This is a genomic window from Blastococcus brunescens (genome assembly GCF_035320885.1).
Classification (GTDB): domain Bacteria; phylum Actinomycetota; class Actinomycetes; order Mycobacteriales; family Geodermatophilaceae; genus Blastococcus_B; species Blastococcus_B brunescens.
In genome coordinates this window covers 3,997,044-4,014,024 of record NZ_CP141261.1, presented here as the reverse complement: position 1 = coordinate 4,014,024, position 16,981 = coordinate 3,997,044, and the positions used below count along the sequence as shown (strand labels likewise).

Genomic DNA, 16,981 nt, shown 5'->3' with positions numbered 1-16,981 from the left:
CTCGGTGCCGGCAGAGCGGTCATGAGCCGAGTCTAGGTCCCGGGATGCCGTATGCCACGGTCCCGCCGCGCTTCGTCGCCCCGCAGGGTGGGGACGAGCTCCGGCGGGACGAGGGAAGGTTGAGCGGAACAGACTCAACTTGCCGGTCGTTGCACTGGTCGGCCACCCGCCGCCGGAGCGCTCGGCGGCCGAACGCACCCAGACGAGAGGAAGCGCGTCCCCGACCATGGAGAGCAAGCTCACGACCCGGTCGCAGGAAGCCATCGCCGCGGCGCAACGACTCGCCGTCTCGCGCGGCCAGGCGGCGCTCGAGCCGCTCCACCTCCTCGCCGCGCTGCTGGAGCAGTCCGACGGCATCGCCGGTCCGCTCCTGACGGCCGTCGGCGCGGACCCCATCGACGTCCGGGCGAAGGCCGAGGCGGCCCTGCGCCGCATGCCCAGCGTCAGCGGCGCCACCGTGCCTGCCCCGTCGCCGTCCCGGGAGCTGCTCCGGGTCATCAACGACGCAGGCGAGCAGGCCAGTGCCCTCGGTGACGAGTACATCTCCACCGAGCACCTGCTGGTCGGCCTGGCCGGCTCCGCGGGTGATGCCGGCGACGTCCTGACCGGCTCCGGCGCGACGCGCGACACGCTGCTGGCGGCCTTCCGCACGGTCCGCGGCAACCGCAAGGTGACGACGCCGGACCCGGAGGGCACCTTCCAGGCGCTCGAGAAGTACGCCGTCGACCTCACCCAGCGGGCCCGTGACGGGAAGATCGACCCGGTCATCGGGCGGGACACCGAGATCCGCCGGGTCGTCCAGGTGCTCTCCCGGCGCACCAAGAACAACCCGGTGCTGATCGGCGAGCCCGGCGTCGGCAAGACCGCCATCGTCGAGGGCCTGGCCCAGCGGATGGTGGCCGGCGACGTCCCGGAGAGCCTGAAGGGCAAGCGCCTGATGGCGCTGGATCTCAGCTCGATGGTCGCTGGCGCGAAGTACCGCGGCGAGTTCGAGGAGCGGCTCAAGGCGGTGCTCCAGGAGATCACCGATGCGGAGGGGCAGATCGTCACGTTCATCGACGAGCTGCACACGATCGTCGGCGCCGGCGCGTCCGGGGACTCCGCCATGGACGCCGGCAACATGATCAAGCCGATGCTCGCCCGTGGTGAGCTGCGCATGGTCGGCGCGACGACCCTCGACGAGTTCCGCGAGCACATCGAGAAGGACCCGGCCCTGGAGCGCCGCTTCCAGCAGGTCTTCGTGGGCGAGCCGACCGTCGAGGACACCATCGGCATCCTCCGCGGGCTCAAGGAGCGCTACGAGGTGCACCACGGTGTCCGCATCACCGACACCGCCATCGTCGCGGCCGCCACGCTGTCGGACCGGTACGTCACGGCGCGATTCCTCCCCGACAAGGCGATCGACCTCGTCGACGAGGCCGCGAGCCGGCTCCGGATGGAGATCGACAGCCGCCCGGTCGAGGTCGACGAGGTCGAGCGGGCGGTCCGCCGCATGGAGATCGAGGAGATGGCGCTGTCCAAGGAGGACGACGCCTCCTCGATGGAGCGGCTGGCCGCCCTGCGGGAGGAGCTGGCCAACCGCCGGCAGGAGCTGGCCGAGCTCACGTTCCGCTGGCAGCAGGACAAGACGGCCATCGAGCGCATCCAGCGGATCAAGGAGGAGCTGGAGTCCGTCCGGCTGGAGGCCGAGCGCGCCGAGCGCGACGGCGACCTCTCCCGGGCCGCGGAGCTGCGCTACGGCCGGCTGCCCGAGCTGGAGCGGTCGCTCACCTCGGCCGAGGACTCCGTCGCGAGCGGGGACTCGATGCTCAAGGAGGAGGTGGGCCCCGACGACATCGCCGAGGTCGTCCAGGCCTGGACCGGCATCCCTGCGGGCCGGTTGCTCGAGGGCGAGACCGCGAAGCTGCTGCGGATGGAGGACGAGCTCGCCCGGCGGGTGGTCGGTCAGGCCGACGCCGTCCGCGCCGTCTCCGACGCGGTCCGCCGGGCGCGTTCCGGCGTCGCCGACCCGAACCGGCCGACCGGTTCGTTCCTCTTCCTCGGCCCGACCGGTGTCGGCAAGACCGAACTGGCGAAGGCGCTGGCCGAGTTCCTGTTCGACGACGAGCGGGCCATGGTCCGCATCGACATGAGCGAGTACTCCGAGAAGCACTCCGTCGCCCGGCTGGTCGGCGCCCCGCCCGGCTACGTCGGCTACGAGGCAGGGGGCCAGCTCACCGAGGCCGTCCGCAGGCGTCCGTACACCGTCGTGCTCTTCGACGAGGTGGAGAAGGCGCACCAGGACGTCTTCGACGTGCTGCTCCAGGTGCTCGACGACGGCCGGCTCACCGACGGTCAGGGCCGGACGGTCGACTTCCGCAACACCATCCTGATCCTGACGTCGAACCTCGGCTCGCAGCTCATCGCCGACCAGTCGGTGGTCGAGGAGCGGCGCCGGGACGCGGTGATGGACGTCGTCCGAACGCACTTCAAGCCGGAGTTCCTCAACCGGCTCGACGACATCGTCGTGTTCCGCACCCTCGGGAGCGACGAGCTGACCGGCATCGTCGACATCCAGGTCGGCGTGCTGGCGCGGCGGCTCGCCGCGCGCCGGCTCACCCTCCGGGTCAGCGACGCGGCGAAGGAGTGGCTGGCGCTCAACGGGTTCGACCCCGTCTACGGCGCGCGTCCGCTGCGGCGGCTGGTGCAGTCGGCGATCGGTGACCAGCTGGCCAGGGCATTGCTCTCCGGCGACATCCGGGACGGCGACGAGGTCGTCGTCGACTGGCCGGCGGACGTCGTCGACCGCGACGGCGGCCTGAGCGTCACCCGCGGCTGAGGCCTCGCCCAGAGGCTCGCCGCGAGCGTGCGAGCGGGAAAGGGGACGAGGTCCCTTCCGCTGTGGACAACGGCGAGGGGCCGGCCCGGCCGTCCTAGCGTCCGGGTGCGTCGCGCGACCGCGCGACGCACCGGATGAGGAGGACCGCACGGACGTACGGACACGGTGGGCGCGCATGGATGCCGAGCACTGGGTCCACGTGTGGGGCAGGGCAGCGACGGCGGTCCTGGGAACGGTGACCGTCGTGGCGACTCTTGCCGGGCTCGGCGCCGGGCTCCTCGGAGCAGTGATCGGTGCGGTGTTCTGGGGTTCGCTCACCGCCGTGGCAGGGTGGCTGACCTCGGCCTGGCGCGATGAGCGCCCGTGGGCATGGTGGGTCTGGACGTCCGGGACCGTGACGGTCGTGCTCACCGGTCTGTCGGCGGTGGTGGACGGCTCCTGGTTCGCCGTCCCCTGGGTGCTCGTCAGCGGCGTCCTGCTCCTCCTGCTGGTCCACCCCGACAGCAGGGCGCGGATCGGTGTGCCGGAGCCGCAGGGCACGGAGCCGTCCCGGGTGGCTTCCCCGGAGTGCGGCGGGGGCAGTACGACTGACCCGGCACGACCGTTCTGACACGTCCGGGCGACGACGCGCGGCGGGGCGCTGGTGGGGGCCCTCCGCGTCGACCATGATCGCCAGGAGTTCGACACGATCGGGAGGCGGAACATGACGTCAGGACAGGGCGGTCCCTACGGGGACGCCGGCCAGCAGGGACAGGGTGGACCGCCGCAGGGGTGGAACGCCCCGCCGTCGCAACCCCAGGGACAGCCGCCCTACGGGCAGGAGCCGCAGGGCCAGCCCCCGTACGGGCAGCAGCCGCAGGGCCAGCCCCGTACGGGCAGCAGCCGCAGGGCCAGCCCCCGTACGGGCAGCAGTACCCCGGCTACGCGCCGGCTCCGTCGGCCCCGACGGGGTACGGCGCCCCGACGCCGATGGAGCGGCCGACGACGGTGCGCGTCGGCATCGGAGCCCTCGTCGCCAGCCTGGTGCTCGGGCTGATCGCGTCGATCGCAACCTTCTCCGACGTCGACACCCTGATCAACGACGCGCTGCAGACCAACACCGATCCCGCCGTCACCGAGGACGTCATCCGCACCGGGATCATGATCGGCGCGGTGATCGCCCTGATCATCGTCGCCCTGCAGGTCCTGTTCCTCTGGTTCGCGTGGCAGGGCCGCAACTGGGCGCGGATCGTGATCTGGGTCCTGGGTGGCATCAGCGTGGTGTTCGGGCTGGTGGGCCTGGCCGCGGGCACTGGCCAGAGCACCGGCTTCCTGACCTCGCTGGGCTGGTTCCAGCTGATCCTGACGGCGGTCGGCATCGTGGCGCTGGCTCTCGCGCCGTCCAACGAGTGGTACCGCTACCGCGGCTGGCAGCGGGCGAACGGCCAGGGCTGAACCGTCCTCATCGGCGGCGCTGCACGACGGCGCCGCCGATGAGCCGCCTCAGGTCGACGCGCAGGGGACCGTGATCGGCCGGGGCGGCGCGGGGCTGTCAGGCGCGCCGCCGTAGCCACCGATGCCGCGGACCGGTTGTGCACCAGATATTTCAGTGAGATCGAATCCGGATCCGGGGTGCTGCCCGAAGACAGAGCGTGACCACGTCCACGCAGGCGCCCCACCGGGCCGAGCGGCACGAGCGCCCCCGCGGCCGTCGCGCCTTCGCCGCGCTGGCCGGACTGCTGTCCGCCGCGGTTGCGCTCGGCGTCGCGGAACTGGTCGCGGCACTCGTCGGCCCCGCGTCGTCGCCCGTGATCGCCGTCGGGGACGCGGCCATCACCCTGACCCCGGAGCCGGTCAAGGCCTTCGCCATCCGGACCTTCGGCGAGAACGACAAGATCGCCCTGGTCGTCGGAACGCTGGCGGTCATCGCCGTCTACGCGTTGTTGGTGGGTCTGGTCGGTCTGCGCAACCGCAGGATCGGCGTCCTGGGGATCGCCCTCTTCGGCGCCGTCGGTGTGCTCGCCGCGCTCACCCGGCCCGCGGGCGGACCGCTGGACGCGCTCCCGTCGCTCATCGGCGCCGGAGCCGGGATCCTGGCGCTCCTGGCACTCCTGGCCCCGCTGACCGCACCCGATCCCGCGGTGCCCGGCGGCCGGCCGACGCCGGCCCCCGAGGGGCACGCCGACGAGCGGGTCGTCGACCGGCTGCGCGAGATCCTCGGCTCCACCGACCGCAAGGGCAGCGGTCTGGACCGGCGGCGCTTCTTCCTGACCAGCGGCGTCGCCCTCGGCGCGGCAGCGATCACCGGCGGCGGCGGTCGGCTCCTCCAGCAGCGCTTCGACATCGCCGGCGACCGTGCCGCCCTGGCCCTGCCGGCACCCGACTCGCCGGCCGAGCCGCTGCCTCCCGGTGCCGACCTGTCCGACGAGATCGACGGGCTGACCCCGCTCTTCACCGACAACGCCGAGTTCTACCGGGTGGACACCGCGATCGCCGTCCCGCGCATCCGGCCGGCCGACTACCGGCTGGAGATGGCCGGGATGTTCGACTCGCCGCGCAGCTACACCCTCGCCGACCTGTTCGAGCGCGACGACCTGATCGAACGGGACATCACCCTGACCTGCGTCTCCAACGAGGTGGGCGGCGGCCTGGCCGGCACCGCACGCTGGATCGGCGTCCCGCTGGCCGCCCTGCTGCAGGAGAACGGCATCCGGACCGGCAGCGACCAGCTGCTGTGCCGCTCCGAGGACGGCATGACCATCGGCGCGCCGACCCGGAACGCCCTCGAGGTCGAGGACGCGATGCTGGCGTTCGGGATGAACGGCGAGCCGCTGCCCGTCGAGCACGGGTTCCCGGTGCGGATGCTGATCCCCGGCCTCTACGGCTACGTCTCGGCCTGCAAGTGGCTGGTCCGCATCGAGGCGACGACCTTCGACGCCGTCGACGCCTACTGGACCGAGCGCGACTGGGCGGCCGAGGGCCCGATCAAGATCGCCTCCCGGATCGACACGCCGGCGCCGCTGCGCGAGTTCCCGGCCGGCCGCCGTGCCATCGCCGGCATGGCCTGGGCCCAGACCCGGGGATCGCCCGCGTCGAGGTCCGTGTGGACGAGGAGGACTGGGTCGAGGCCGAGCTCTCCCCGCAGGTCGATGCCGACCTGTGGCGCCAGTGGGTGCTGCCCTACGACTTCGCCCCCGGTCGGCACTCGCTCACCGTGCGGGCCACGAGCGCCGGCGGCGAGCTGCAGACCGAGGAGCGCGCCGCGCCCTTCCCCGCGGGCTCCAGCGGCTGGCACTCCATCCAGGTGGTCGCCGGATGAGCGGCCACCCCACAGACTCGTCCCGGCAGCTGTCGGCGACGCGAATCCCGACCGCGACCGCGGCCGGTGCACCACCCGCCCGCGACAATGCGGTCGCACGGCCAGGACAAAGGAGCACCACCTCGTGAAGAACAACATGCTCACCCGCGGCGTCCTTCTCACCGCCGTCTCCACGCTCGCCATCACCCTGAGCGCCTGCGGCTCGGACGACGTGGCCGAGGACACCGGCGCGGCCGCCGACACGAGCAGCAGCATGGAGAGCGAGGCGACCGAGAGCAGCGCCATGCCCGTGTCCGACGAGCCGTTCGGCGAGGGCTGCGCCGCCGTTCCCGCCGAGGGCGAGGGCAGCTTCACCGGGATGACCGACGACCCGGTCGCCACCGCCGCCAGCAACAACCCGGCGCTGTCCACCCTGGTGCAGGCCGTCACGGCCGCCAACCTCGGCGACACGCTGAACACCACTGACGACATCACCGTGCTGGCCCCGGCCAACCCGGCGTTCGAGGCGGTTCCCGCGGACGCGCTGAACGGCCTGCTGGCCGACACGGCCGCGCTGACCACCGTGCTGACCCACCACGTCATCCCGGGTCGCCTGGCGCCGGACGAGCTGGCCGGCACGCACACCACGCTGAACAACGACGAGGTCACCATCGAGGGCTCCGGTGAGGACTTCACCATCGCCATGGACGGGACCGTCACGCAGATGGAGGCCTCGGTGATCTGCGGGAACGTGCAGACCGCCAACGCCACCGTCTACATCATCGACCAGGTGCTGGCCCCCGCCAGCATGTGAGCGAGGGCCCCTGGGGCCTGCGCAGGGCCGTCGTCCGACTCGGGTCGGACGGCGGCCCTGCGCCGTTTCCGGGGTCCGTGTCTAGGGTTCGGAGCCATGGATAAGGACCCCGTTCCCCCACCCCTGGTCCCTCGCGGCGGGCCCCTGGAACGGGGCCGCTGCGCACCCCGACCGTGACCGCCTGCTCGAACTGATCGTCGAGCTCGCCGTGGTGCACGGGAAGGTCACGCTCTCCTCGGGGCGGGAGGCCGACTGGTACATCGACATGCGCCGGCTCACGCTGCACCACGAGGGTGCCCCGCTCGTGGGCCGCGTGATGAGGCAGCTCACCGGCGACCTGCGCTACGACGTCGTCGGCGGCCTGACCCTCGGTGCCGATCCGGTGGCCACGGCGATGCTGCACGCGGCGGCCGGTGGCGAGGGCTTCCTGGATGCCTGCGTCGTCCGCAAGGCCGGCAAGGCGCACGGCCTGCAGCGCCGCATCGAGGGGCCCGACGTCGACGGCCGGGCCGTCCTCGTCGTCGAGGACGTCTCCACCACCGGCGGCAGCCCGCTCACCGCGGCCGAGGCCCTGCAGGAGGCCGGCGCGGAGGTCATCGGGGTGGCCGTGATCGTGAACCGCGGCGCGCGCGCAGCGGTCGAGGCGGCCGGCTTCGAGTACCGCGCGGCCTACGAGCTCTCCGACCTCGGCCTCGCCTGACTGTTGATCAGGGTCCCTGGTCATTAGGGGACGCTCCTATGACGTGTCAAGGCGTCGTGGGGACTGTTTCGAGGCGGCGGTAGAGCTCGCGGGCGATGTAGCGCTTGAGGATGCGTTTGATCTCTCGGTCGGTCTTGCCCTGGGCGCGGCGGCGGTCGGCGTAGGCGCGGGTGCGTGCGTCGCGTTGTAGCCGGACGAGGGCCACGGTGTGCAGGGCGCGGTTGAGCTGTCGGTCGCCTGCTCGGTTGAGTCGGTAGCGGACGGTCTTGCCCGAGGACGCCGGGATCGGTGCGGTGCCGGCGAGCATGGCGAAGGCGCCATCGTCGCGGCAGCGGCCGGGGTGGGACCAGGCGGTGAGCGCGGTGGCGGCGACGATCGGGCCGACTCCGGTCAGCTCGAGCAGATCGGGCCGCCAGGACCGCACGATGGCGCGGATCTGGGTCTCGTGCCCGCGGGCTTCTTTCTCCATGAACCGGATCCGGCGGGCCAGATCGCGCAGCACCGTCAACGCCGTGATCACCTCCAGCTCCCCGGTGGCCGCCGTCGGTCGCAGCCGGGCAGCGGTGGTGATCATGGTGCGGGTGGACTGTCCGCGGAACTTGCCCCGGACCACCTCGGGGGCGGTGGTGACCAGCGCGTGCAGCTGCCGCTGGGCGGCTGTGGCGGCCTCGATCGCGGCCCGGCGGGCGGTCAGTCGCATCTGCAGCGCCGCGCGCTGGCCACCGGTCTTGGGCTGGGCCAGGTGGGTGCGGGCCAGCGCATCCCGGGCGGCGCGTTCGGCGTCGATCGGATCAGACTTCGCTCCGGCCTTGCGCGCCGGGCGCTTGGGGCGGTCCAGTTCGATGACCAGTTCACCGAGCTCGGCCAGGTGCCGGGCCAGGCCGGCGCCGTAGCCGCCAGAGCCTTCCATCGCCCAGGCCCGCAGCCCGGAGTGCTCCTGCGCCACCGCGCTGAGCCGGGCATAACCGTCCGGGTCAGCCGGCACGGTGATCCGGGCCAGCACCCCGCCGGTGCCGGTGTCGATCACGGCAGCGGTGTGGGTGTCTTTGTGCGTGTCGACGCCGATGACGACCTCGACCAGTTCTGCCAGCATGGACATGCGTTCTTCTCCTTGACCGGGGGACGCGGCAGGTCCCGGTCCGGTGCGGAGATGGCAGGACTGTGATGAGACACGCCAGCAGCTACTGGCGGTCAAGCTCCTGATCAGGCCAACGTCTCCCGCCGGGCCGGTGCCGACAGCAGCAGGCGGACAGGTCCCATGCAAGGCACGAAGCCAGTCCTCCCTGGAGTCACACCCACTGCTGTCGGCCGTCAGCCCATCACCGATGTACCGACCCGGCCACACTCACAGTCCTTCCTGACGGTCGACCGCGAGGGAGGTCCCAGAACGGTCAGGGAACCTGATCATCGGCGGGGCTCGCTACGGTGTGACGGTGACCACTGCGTGGGTGACCGAGCTACGGGACGCGCTCGGCGCCGACAGCGTCCTCACCGATCCCGACGTCACGGCGTCCTACGCCCGCGACCAGGCGATGCTGGCCCCGGCCGGCACGCCCGCGGCCGTCGTCCTGCCCTGGAGCACCGACGACGTCGTCGACGTCATGCAGATCGCCTCCCGGTACGGAGTCCCCGTGGTCCCGCGCGGCGCCGGGTCCGGGCTGGCCGGCGCCAGCAACGCCGTCGACGGCGCGATCACGCTGGTCATGACCCGCATGGACGCCGTCCTGGAGGTGGCACCCGCCGACCGCCTGGCCGTCGTGCAGCCGGGCGTGGTGAACAAGTCGCTGCGCGACGCGGTCGCCGGTGCGGGGCTGTTCTACCCGCCGGACCCTCCAGCTACGACTGGTGCACCATCGGCGGCAACCTCTCCACGAACTCCGGTGGTCTGTGCTGCGTGAAGTACGGCGTCACCACCGACTACGTGCTGGGCCTGGAGGTCGTGCTCGTCGACGGGCGCGTGCTGCGCACGGGCCGGCGCACCGTCAAGGGGTCGCCGGGTACGACCTCGTCCGGCTGTTCGTCGGGTCCGAGGGCACGCTCGGCGTCATCACCGAGGCGACCCTCGCGCTGCGCCCGGCTCCGCAGCCGCCGGTCACCCTCGTCGCCACCTTCGCGTCGACCGCGCAGACCGGGCAGGTCGTGGAGCGGGTGGTGACCACCGGCCTGGTCCCGAGCCTGCTCGAGGTCATGGACAACACCTGCATCTGCGCCGTCGACGATCTGCTGAAGGCCGACCTCGACCGCGGCGCGCACGCCCTGCTGGTCGCCCAGTCCGACGCCGGCGGGGAGGCGGCCGTCCGGGAGATCGAGGCGCTGGCGCAGCTGTGCCGCGAGGCCGGCGCGGACCTCGTGCACAGCACCGACGACCCGGCCGAGGGTGACCTGCTGCTCCAGGCCCGCCGGATGGCGCTGCCCGCCCTGGAACAGCTGGGCAGCACGCTGATCGACGACGTCGCCGTCCCCCGGTCCCGGATCGCGGAGTTCCTGGACGGCTGCGACGCCATCGCCGCGGGCCGCGCGCTCACCATCGGCGTCGTGGGGCATGCCGGTGACGGCAACATGCACCCGACCATCTGCTTCGACCCGGCCGACGCCGACCAGCGGGAGCGGGCCTTCGCCGCGTTCGACGACATCCTGGAGCTCGGGCTGTCGCTCGGGGGCACGATCACCGGTGAGCACGGCGTGGGCGCCATCAAGGTCGACTGGCTGGAGCGCGAGATCGGCCCCGTCGCGCTCGACGTGCACCGCGCGATCAAGGACGCGCTGGACCCGGCGGGTCTGCTCAACCCGGGCAAGGTCTTCCGGCGCGCGGGCGTCCGCGACCTGGCGGCCGTGGGGACCTCGGCCTTCGTTGACCTGACGGCTGTCGGTCCGGGGTGACACCCTGTCGGCGTGGAACGCCTCGTGGTCATCGGGGGTGACGCCGCCGGTCTGTCGGCGGCCGCCCAGGCGCGCCGGCTGCGCGACGCCGGGGAGCTGGACATCGTCGTGCTGGAACAGGGACCGGAGATCTCCTACTCCGCCTGCGGGATCCCGTACTGGATCGGGGGCTCGTCGAGGACCGGGACCAGCTGCTGGCGCGCACCCCCGCCGACTTCGCCGCGCAGGACGTCGTGATCCGCACCGACACCCGCGCCGAGGGCATCGATCTCGGGGCGGGCGAGGTCGTCGCGGCCGGCGGGGAGCGGCTGGGCTACGACTCCCTCGTGGTGGCCACGGGCGGGAAGCCGCTCCGGCCCCCGGTCACCGGCCTGGACGCCGACGGTGTGCACGGCGTCCACCGGCTCGCCGACGGCGCCGACATCCGGGCCGCGATCGCCGCGGGGGCCAAGCGGGCCGTCGTCCTGGGTGGTGGCTACATCGGGCTGGAGATGGCCGAGGTGCTGCAGATCCGCGGCCTCGAGGTGACCGTCGTCCTCGCCGACCCGCTGCCCATGGGCCAGCTGGACGACGACATGGGGGAGCGGGTCTGCGCGGCGATGTGCGCCATGGGCATCGACGTCCAGCCGAACCAGCCGGTCCGCGAGATCGAGCTGGGGCCCGACGGCGCGGTCCGCGCCGTCCGCACGGACGAGGCTGCCTACGACGCCGATCTCGTCGTCCTCGGACTGGGCATGGGACCGGAGACGACGCTGGCCCGAGAGGCGGGGCTGGCGCTCGGGACGACGGGCGCGATCGACGTCGCGCACACCCAGCGCAGCCGCTCGCACCCCGAGGTGTTCGCCGCCGGCGACTGCGCGCAGACCTTCCACCGCATCACCGGGGAGGCCATCCACGTCGCGCTGGGCACCCACGCCAACAAGCAGGGGCGGGTGGCCGGGTCGGTGATCGGCGGGCGGGCGGCCCGCTTCGCCGGCGTGCTCGGGACGGCGATGACGAAGGTCGGGGACCTCGAGGTGGCGCGCACCGGGTTGTGCACCACCCAGGCCGAGGAGGCCGGCTACGACTACCGGACCGAGCTGATCGAGTCCTCCACCCGGGCCGGCTACTTCCCCGGGGCAGCGCCCATCCACGTCAAGATCCTCACGGAGCGGGGCTCGGGGCTGCTGATCGGTGCGCAGATCGTCGGCGGTCCGGGGAGCGGCAAGCGGATCGACGTCTTCGCCACGGCGATCTGGGCGGGGATGACGGCCGAGACGCTGGCCGGGTCGGATCTGTCCTACGCGCCGCCCTTCTCGCCGACGTACGACCCGGTGGTGGTGGCCGCGCGGGTGGCGAGTCGTATCGAGCAGGGCTGACGGGGAAGCGCGGTGTCGTCGGGGTCGGTGGGCGGGGGTGAGCTGGTGGCGGACCGCAAGCACGGCGTCGAGGCGCCACCGACCGAGAGCGAGATCCGGCAGGCCGACTGGTACGGCGAGGACCTCTCCCGGCAGGAGCACACGCGGGTCGCGTTCATCGGCGTCGACCTCACCGAGGCCACCGACGAGGGTGCGGTGTTCACCGAGTGCACCTTCCGCGACTGCCGGTTCAACCTCTCCCAGCACACCGAGGCGGCCTTCCTGAACTGCACCTTCACCGGGTGCTCGTTCTTCCAGGCCACCTTCACCGACTGCAAGCTCGTCGGCTCGATGTTCGACCGGTGCTCGTTCGACCTGCTGACGGTGACCGGCGGCGACTGGTCCTTCGTCGGGCTCCCGGGGCGGACCTCTCGCGGGCCACGGTGACCGGCACGCGGATGCGCGAGGTGGACCTGGTCGGGGCCCGCGCCTCCGGCGCGACGATGCGGCACCTGGACCTGTCCGGGGCCTGGTTCCACGAGACCGATCTCAGCGGCGCGGACCTGCGGGGCTCGGACCTGTCCGCGGTCGATCCGCGCACCGTGGAGCTGGCCGGCGCGCAGGTCGACGTCACCCAAGCGGTGGTCCTGGTGACCACGCTGGGGCTCCGCGTCCGCCCCGACGCCCCGGGGTGACCGCTCCGGCGCGATACTGACCCTGACGCAGAGAGCCGTGCACCAGCGACCGATCCGAGGAGTGCCCCGCATGCCCATCGCGACCCCCGAGGTCTACGCCGACATGATCCGCCGGGCCAAGGAGGGCGGGTTCGCCTACCCGGCGATCAACTGCACCTCCTCCGAGACGGTCAACGCGGCCCTCCGCGGGTTCGCCGACGCCGGCAGCGACGGCATCATCCAGTTCTCCACCGGGGGCGCGGAGTTCGGCTCCGGCACCCGGGTGAAGGACATGGTCACCGGCGCGGTGGCGCTGGCCGAGTTCGCGCACGTCGTCGCCGAGAAGTACCCGGTGAACGTCGCACTGCACACCGACCACTGCCCGAAGGACAAGCTGGACAGCTACGTCCGCCCGCTCATCGCGCTGTCGAAGGACCGGGTGGACGCCGGGCAGGAGCCGCTGTTCCAGTCGCACATGTGGGACGGCTCGGCGATCGACCTCGACGAGAACCTGCAGATCGCCGAGGAGCTGCTGGAGCAGGCGGCCGCGGCCACGATCGTGCTGGAGGTGGAGATCGGCGTCGTCGGTGGCGAGGAGGACGGCGTCGCCCACGACATCAACGAGAAGCTCTACACCGCCGAGGGCGACTTCGTGGCCACCGCGCGGGCGCTCGGCCTCGGCGAGCGGGGCGTCTACCTGCTGGCCGCCACGTTCGGCAACGTGCACGGGGTCTACAAGCCCGGCAACGTCAAGCTCCGTCCCGAGATCCTCAAGCAGGGTCAGGACGTCGTCGCCAAGGAGTTCGGCACCTCCGACGCCAAGCCGTTCAACCTCGTCTTCCACGGCGGCTCGGGCTCGGCGCAGTCGGAGATCCGCGAGGCGCTGTCCTACGGCGTCGTGAAGATGAACGTCGACACCGACACCCAGTACGCCTTCACCCGCCCGATCGCCGCGCACATGTTCGCCAACTACGACGGCGTCCTGAAGGTCGACGGCGAGGTCGGCAACAAGAAGGCGTACGACCCGCGCAGCTACCTGAAGGCCGCCGAGACCGGCATGGCCGCGCGCGTCGTCGAGGCGTGCGAGGACCTGCTGTCCGCCGGCCAGTCGACGGGCGGCTGACCATGTCGCACTCCCACCACAACCTGCTCGGCGAGCCGCCGGCCGCCCTGCTGCCGGCCACGCCGGAGGCCGACGCCGAGCTCGCCGAGGGCGCGACGGCGGCCGAGGTCGTCGCCCATCATCCGACCGTCAGCTCGCTGTGGGCCACCCTCGCCGAGGAGTCGCTCGGCCGCCCCGAGCGGACGCTCCCGGACACCATCGAGGCCTACGCCTACGCCCGGACCGGCTACCACCGCGGCCTGGACGCGCTCCGGCGCAACGGCTGGAAGGGCTTCGGCCCGGTCCCGTGGTCGCACGAGCCCAACCGCGGCTTCCTGCGCTGCGTCACCGTGCTCGCGAAGGCGGCCGAGGCGATCGGGGAGCACGACGAGCAGGAGCGCTGCACCCAGCTGCTGCGCGACTGCGATCCCAGTCTCGCCCCTGAGGCCTCACTTTCGGTAATCTGCGGTCCGCTCGCGTCGGCGCTCTGACCTGCACGTGCGCAGGTCAGGTTTGCAAGATCATCGTGACGGTCATCACTGTCGGTGCACGGCGCCGTCCCGGCGCCCGCACGAACGGAGACTGCGCATGGACACCCTGTTGTGGATCCTCGCCGTCGTACTGGTGATCGCCGGCATCGTCGCGATCGTCCGGAAGCAGCTGCTGTGGGGGATCGTGCTGATCGTCGTCGGCCTGCTGGTCGGGCCGGGCGGGGTCAGCATCCTGAGTTGACCGCGCCCCGGGCCCCTTCCCGGGGCCCGGGGCTCAGCGGTCCCCGAGTTCGGAGTGCAGTGCGGTGAGGGCCTCGGTGAGGGCGCTGAACTCCTCCCCACCCGCCATCAGCCGCATGAGGTCGGAGGCGTCGACGTCGTCCCGGGTCAGCAGGCCCGCGACCGAGCCGTGAGCCAGCAGCAGGAACCGGTCACCGACCAGGTGGGCGTAGCGCGGATTGTTCGTCACCAGCAGCACCGCGAGCCCCTGGGTGCGGGCGGACACGATCGCTTGCAGCAGCAGGGTCTGCTGGTTGACCGTCAGCGGCGCCGTGGGCTCGTCGACGATCAGGGCCCGGGCGCCGAAGTGCATGGCCCGCGCGATCGCCAGGCTCTGCCGCGCGCCAGCCCGCAGCGTGCTGGCCGGCTGGTCGGGGTCCAGGCGCGTCACGCCCACGCGCGCCATGGCCCGGATCGTCGTCTCCCGGGCCTGCTCGACGTCCAGCCGGCGCAGCGGCCACACCCCGCGGGTGGGTTCGGCGCCCAGGAAGAAGTTCCGCCAGATCGACAGCAGCGGGGCGACGGCGAGGTCCTGCCAGACCGTCGCGATCCCGGCGGCACGGGCCTGGCGGGGGAGCGGAAGCGCACCGGCTCGCCGCTGAGCAGCAGCTGCCCTCGTCGTGCGGCCGAAGGCCCGACAGCACCGACACCAGCGTGGACTTGCCCGAGCCGTTCTCCCCGAGGACGCAGGTGATCTCGCCGGCGGGCAGCGTCACGCTGACCCGTGACAGCGCGGCCACGCTGCCGAAGCGCACGCTCAGCCGCCGGAGCTCGAGCTCCGGCAGGTGCGGGGCGGGACGGGGCGCGGACGAGCTCACGAGCGGGGCACCGCCTTCAGCCGCCGGCGCACGACCCCGGTGGCCAGCAGCGCCACCAGCAGCAGGACGCCGAGGAGGGCGCGGAACCACAGCGGGTTCCACCCGGCCAGGACGATGCCCTCCCGCGAGACCGCGTAGAGCAGCGCGCCCACCGAGGCGCCGATGGCCGAGCCGTAGCCCCCGGTGAGCAGGCAGCCGCCGAGGACGGCCACGACGATGAAGTCGATCGCCGTGCTCAGCACTGGCGAACTCACCGCCACTCCGCCCAGCCGCACCAGGCCCAGGGTGCCGATGAGCCAGCCGGCCGAGGCGGTCAGGCAGAACAGGGTGAGCGTCGTCCGCTGGACGGGGACCCCGAGTTGGCGGGCCGCCGTGCGGGCTCCGCCGCTGGCGAAGACCGCGTTGCCGAACCGCGTTCGCCACAGCGCCCAGGTGGCCAGGGCGGTGACTCCGAGCCACCACAGCAACGAGACGCGGAAGCGCGCGTCACCGACCTGCAGCGTGGAGCCGAACACGGCGACTGCGGTGTCCCAGCCGGCGGACTCGTCCACGCCCGCGACCCGCCCCGACCCGGTCACGGCCAGCGCTCCCGCCTGCGAGACCCCTGCAGGACGAGGAAGGTCGCCAGGGTGACCAGGAAGCTCGGCAGGCCGGTGTTGACGACCAGGAACCCGTTGACCAGGCCGACGACGAGGGCGGCGGCCAGGGAGGCCAGCAGGGCCGGCCAGATGGCCCAGCCGGCCTGCTGGACCAGGAGCGCGGTGAGCAGCGGACTGGCGATGGCGAGGACACCCACCGAGAGGTCGAACTGCCCGGCGATGAGCAGGAGCCCGACGGCGACGCCGCCGATGCCCAGGAGCGCCGCCGTGTCCAGCACGCTGGCCAGCCCACCCGTCGTCGCCAGGGCGGGTGCCTGCAGGCCGAAGACCACCGTGACCACCGCGAGCGCGACCAGTGCCGGCAGGCTCGGCCGGGCCAGTGCCCGGCCCAGCAGCCGCTGGTCGCGCGAGGGGTCGGCCGGCGCTGCCTGCGACGGCAGCCGATCGGAGATCACCGGCACGCCTCACACCGGGGCGGGAGCCCGGACGGGGCGCAGGACGACGGCAGCGGGAACCTCCTCGGCGGGGTGATGCCCCCAGTGTCCCCTGCCCGTGCGGCCCCCGCAGGAACCCGCCCCGGCCCCGTCCTGGGTCCCGCCCTGAGCCTGGGAAGGGGTGGGCAGGACGGGGTCCTCTTCAGGGCTGCAGCCGCCAGCGGACGCGGTCGTCGGCGTACCAGGTCCAGCGGTGCACCGGCCGCGGGTAGGGGACGCCGTCCCGGACGATGCGGGCCGGGTCGGAGGCGATCTGCAGCGCCCGTCCGCTGGTCTGACGCGTGGGCCGCAGCGGCTGGAGCACGACCGTCACCCCGATGGTGTCCACGGCGCGCCAGTCGGGGCGGACGTCGATGCGGGTGATCTCGCCGTCGGCGACCTTGATGTCGTCGTGGTGGGCCTGCAGCCCGAGGCGCCGGCTCAGGGAACGGCGGCCGTCGCCGGCGGCCTCCACCCGGCCGTGGTGCAGCAGCACGCCGCCGTGGTCGTCGCGGACGAGGCAGAGGTCGCGCGGCTCGCCGGTGCCGACGCCGATGTCGCGGGCCAGGGCCACCGACGCCTTGTCCCCGGCCGGCTCCCACGCCACCGGGACCAGCGCCGTCCGCTCGGCCTTGAGGAGCACGGTGAGGACGGCGGCGAGACCGGGGACCGCCCTCGCACGCGCAGCGAATCCGCCTCCGCGGCGGCGGCGACGTCCT

Annotated in this window: 18 protein-coding genes and 2 pseudogenes; 14 read left to right on the top strand and 6 right to left on the bottom strand. The window is 72.8% G+C overall.

Annotated features, from left to right (window positions below):
* The first annotated feature begins 226 nt into the window (after positions 1-226).
* From clpB to pyrE, 5 genes are all read left to right on the top strand, one after another.
* Positions 227-2,818 carry an ATP-dependent chaperone ClpB gene (gene clpB / locus U6N30_RS26935; RefSeq protein ID WP_324274680.1) on the top strand — a complete coding sequence of 864 codons (2,592 nt, stop codon included), beginning with the start codon at positions 227-229 and terminating at the stop codon, positions 2,816-2,818.
* 175 nt (positions 2,819-2,993) lie between these two features.
* On the top strand, positions 2,994-3,428 hold the full coding sequence (locus tag U6N30_RS26930) for a hypothetical protein (protein WP_324274679.1): 435 nt from the start codon (positions 2,994-2,996) through the stop codon (positions 3,426-3,428).
* Positions 3,429-3,805: 377 nt separating this feature from the next.
* On the top strand, positions 3,806-4,252 hold the full coding sequence (locus U6N30_RS26925) for a hypothetical protein (RefSeq protein ID WP_324274678.1): 447 nt from the start codon (positions 3,806-3,808) through the stop codon (positions 4,250-4,252).
* A gap of 197 nt (positions 4,253-4,449) precedes the next feature.
* Entirely contained in the window at positions 4,450-6,909 is a 2,460-nt protein-coding gene (locus tag U6N30_RS26920; RefSeq protein WP_324274677.1) for a molybdopterin-dependent oxidoreductase, read from the top strand.
* A 208-nt stretch (positions 6,910-7,117) separates the two neighbouring features.
* Positions 7,118-7,609, top strand: a complete 492-nt coding sequence (pyrE, locus tag U6N30_RS26915; protein ID WP_324274676.1) for an orotate phosphoribosyltransferase — start codon at positions 7,118-7,120, stop codon at positions 7,607-7,609.
* Between the two features lie 46 nt (positions 7,610-7,655).
* Here pyrE and U6N30_RS26910 read toward each other — a convergent pair whose 3' ends face one another.
* Positions 7,656-8,708 (bottom strand): IS110 family RNA-guided transposase, encoded by a 1,053-nt coding sequence (locus U6N30_RS26910; protein ID WP_324274675.1) that lies wholly within the window; start codon positions 8,706-8,708, stop codon positions 7,656-7,658.
* Positions 8,709-9,141: 433 nt separating this feature from the next.
* Here U6N30_RS26910 and U6N30_RS34675 point away from each other — a divergent pair.
* The 9 genes and pseudogenes from U6N30_RS34675 (at position 9,142) to U6N30_RS26860 (ending at position 14,334) form a co-directional block, all read left to right on the top strand.
* A pseudogene (locus tag U6N30_RS34675) lies at positions 9,142-9,764 on the top strand (FAD-binding oxidoreductase).
* Positions 9,749-10,489, top strand: a complete 741-nt coding sequence (locus tag U6N30_RS26895) for an FAD-linked oxidase C-terminal domain-containing protein (RefSeq protein ID WP_324278487.1) — start codon at positions 9,749-9,751, stop codon at positions 10,487-10,489. The pseudogene U6N30_RS34675 and the gene U6N30_RS26895 overlap by 16 nt, the downstream one beginning before the upstream one ends.
* Before the next feature lie 12 nt (positions 10,490-10,501).
* Complete coding sequence (locus U6N30_RS26890) at positions 10,502-10,726, top strand: FAD-dependent oxidoreductase (protein WP_324274673.1); 225 nt, start codon at positions 10,502-10,504, stop codon at positions 10,724-10,726.
* Positions 10,723-11,847: an FAD-dependent oxidoreductase gene (locus tag U6N30_RS26885; RefSeq protein WP_324274672.1), complete on the top strand. Its 1,125-nt coding sequence runs from the start codon at positions 10,723-10,725 to the stop codon at positions 11,845-11,847. The genes U6N30_RS26890 and U6N30_RS26885 overlap by 4 nt, the downstream gene beginning before the upstream one ends.
* 45 nt (positions 11,848-11,892) lie before the next feature.
* Positions 11,893-12,273, top strand: a complete 381-nt coding sequence (locus U6N30_RS26880) for a pentapeptide repeat-containing protein (protein WP_324274671.1) — start codon at positions 11,893-11,895, stop codon at positions 12,271-12,273.
* Positions 12,270-12,521, top strand: coding sequence for a pentapeptide repeat-containing protein (locus tag U6N30_RS26875; protein WP_324274670.1), 252 nt, complete (start codon positions 12,270-12,272; stop codon positions 12,519-12,521). Before U6N30_RS26880 ends, U6N30_RS26875 begins: the two co-directional genes overlap by 4 nt.
* 70 nt (positions 12,522-12,591) lie before the next feature.
* A complete protein-coding gene (gene fbaA, locus U6N30_RS26870; RefSeq protein ID WP_324274669.1) occupies positions 12,592-13,623 on the top strand; it encodes a class II fructose-bisphosphate aldolase in 1,032 nt (343 codons plus the stop codon).
* Positions 13,624-13,625: 2 nt separating this feature from the next.
* A complete protein-coding gene (locus tag U6N30_RS26865; protein WP_324274668.1) occupies positions 13,626-14,093 on the top strand; it encodes a DUF3151 domain-containing protein in 468 nt (155 codons plus the stop codon).
* A gap of 97 nt (positions 14,094-14,190) precedes the next feature.
* Complete coding sequence (locus U6N30_RS26860) at positions 14,191-14,334, top strand: GPGG-motif small membrane protein (protein ID WP_324274667.1); 144 nt, start codon at positions 14,191-14,193, stop codon at positions 14,332-14,334.
* A gap of 33 nt (positions 14,335-14,367) precedes the next feature.
* On the opposite strand, the gene U6N30_RS26855 is transcribed toward U6N30_RS26860, so the two are convergent.
* The 5 genes and pseudogenes from U6N30_RS26855 to U6N30_RS26835 all read right to left on the bottom strand — a co-directional run bounded on the left by U6N30_RS26855 (position 14,368) and on the right by U6N30_RS26835 (position 16,905).
* Positions 14,368-14,883: a sugar ABC transporter ATP-binding protein gene (locus tag U6N30_RS26855; RefSeq protein WP_324278486.1), complete on the bottom strand. Its 516-nt coding sequence runs from the start codon at positions 14,881-14,883 to the stop codon at positions 14,368-14,370.
* A 154-nt stretch (positions 14,884-15,037) separates the two neighbouring features.
* Positions 15,038-15,088 (bottom strand): annotated as a pseudogene (locus tag U6N30_RS26850) (hypothetical protein); the annotation flags it as partial.
* Between the two features lie 98 nt (positions 15,089-15,186).
* Entirely contained in the window at positions 15,187-15,768 is a 582-nt protein-coding gene (locus U6N30_RS26845; protein WP_324274666.1) for an ABC transporter permease, read from the bottom strand.
* Complete coding sequence (locus tag U6N30_RS26840; RefSeq protein ID WP_324274665.1) at positions 15,765-16,250, bottom strand: ABC transporter permease subunit; 486 nt, start codon at positions 16,248-16,250, stop codon at positions 15,765-15,767. The genes U6N30_RS26845 and U6N30_RS26840 overlap by 4 nt, the downstream gene beginning before the upstream one ends.
* 175 nt (positions 16,251-16,425) lie before the next feature.
* Positions 16,426-16,905 (bottom strand): hypothetical protein, encoded by a 480-nt coding sequence (locus U6N30_RS26835; protein WP_324274664.1) that lies wholly within the window; start codon positions 16,903-16,905, stop codon positions 16,426-16,428.
* Between the last annotated feature and the right edge of the window lie 76 nt (positions 16,906-16,981).